This is a genomic window from Acidovorax sp. KPB24-03 (genome assembly GCF_057546605.1).
In genome coordinates, this window is sequence record NZ_BAAJYR010000626.1 from 1 (window position 1) to 1483 (window position 1483).

The following is a 1483-nucleotide window of genomic DNA, read 5'->3' on the forward strand; positions in this document are numbered from 1 at the left end:
GTCGAACGCGATGTGGTGCACGGCGATCAGCCCCGCCGCGAAGAGGATGGGCCGCCAGTCGCGGTAGGCCAGCAGGAAGGCCAGGAACACGAACACGCCGAAGTGCATTTCGGTGGCGCCCAGGCTGAGCTGGATGTGCAGCGCCACCATGCCCATGCCGGCCACCACCATGGCCAGCCGGCTGAGCAGCGTGCCGCGTGCCAGCAGGTAGGCCAGGGCGGCCAGGCCCGTCAGCCCCAGGCCCCACAGCGCGGCGGTGCCGGGCCGGCCGTGCACCACGCCGATCCAGAGGGCGACGGCCCCGCCCAGGGCGACGATGCCCAGCAACAGGGCGTCAGCCCGGCGGCCGATCGCATGCAGGGCGTCGTGCGCGCCCATGGAGATGTCGTGGATGCCGTCGCGTCGTGCCATGCGGAGTGCTCCCTGCAGTTTCGGTTGGGACAGGCCGCGGGGGCAGGCAACGCAGGGGTTGCACCGGAGAATCGGTATCAGCCATCGGGACGCGGCAGGAAACATGTTGTAACGCAGCAGGCCCGCAGGCGTCAATCGGAACGGCGTGGGAGGGGCCTTCCCGCTCAGGCCGGCAAGGGCGGCGGCGGTGCGGTTGCCGCGCCGCGGCGGCCCGCAGTCCGCTGTGCCAGCCAGAAGACCGGCAGGGCCAGCACCGCGCAGCCCGCCAGCACGGCGAACGCGAGGCCGAAATGCCCCTGCGCCCCGACCACGCTGTTGGCAACAGCGGGGCTCAGCGCGGCGCCCACGCCTTGCAGCGTCATCACCAGCCCCAGCGCGGTGTTGTAGCGGCCGCTGCCGCGCACGTACCGTTCCACCATCAGTGGCGTGGCCACGCCCAGCGCGCCGGCCGCCAGGCCGTCGAGCACCTGCACCGGGATGTTGGCCCAGGCATCGGGGATGGCCCAGGCGATGACGCCCCGCACCGGGAGCGCCAGGATGGCGATGTAGACGAACACCTGCAGGTCCCACCGCCGGCTGCGCGACACCCACAGGGCCACCGGCACCATGGTGAGTTGGGCGACCACGATGGCGACGCCCGTCCACAGCAGCGGGGACGAGTCGGGCACCGTGGCGGCGAGCCGCTGGTTCAGCAGCGGCAGCATGGACGCATTGCCCAGATGAAAGAGCGCGCAGGCCAGCCCGAAGCACCACAGCGCGCGGTGGCCCAGAAACGCGCGAAAACCTTCGGGTGCCACGGCTTCGGGATGGGAGGAGGGGGCAGGCTTGGCACTGTCGGCTTCGGCGCCGCGCGCGGCCACATGGTCGATGTCGCCGGGCCGGATCGCCCGCAGGCAGGCCAGCGCACCCACGGCCATGGCGGTCATGACGACGAGCATCCAGGGCGCGCCCATCCAGTGTGCGAAGGCCGCGGCCCCCAGCGCGGACACGATGTTGCCGGCGTGGCTGTAGGCCTCGTTGCGGCCGGTCTGGTGGCGCAGGCCGGCGCTGCGCGCCAGCCCGAGCGTGAGCG

1 protein-coding gene and 1 pseudogene are annotated in these 1483 nt (G+C 72.5%); both read right to left on the reverse strand.

The genetic code is table 11. From position 1 onward, the window contains the following. Window positions 1-411: pseudogene (locus AC27KI_RS24630) on the reverse strand (methyl-accepting chemotaxis protein); the annotation flags it as partial. Window positions 412-575: 164 nt separating this feature from the next. Continuing rightward, window positions 576-1483 (reverse strand): MFS transporter (locus tag AC27KI_RS24635; RefSeq protein ID WP_487116393.1); only part of this gene is annotated, 908 nt, incomplete at its 5' end.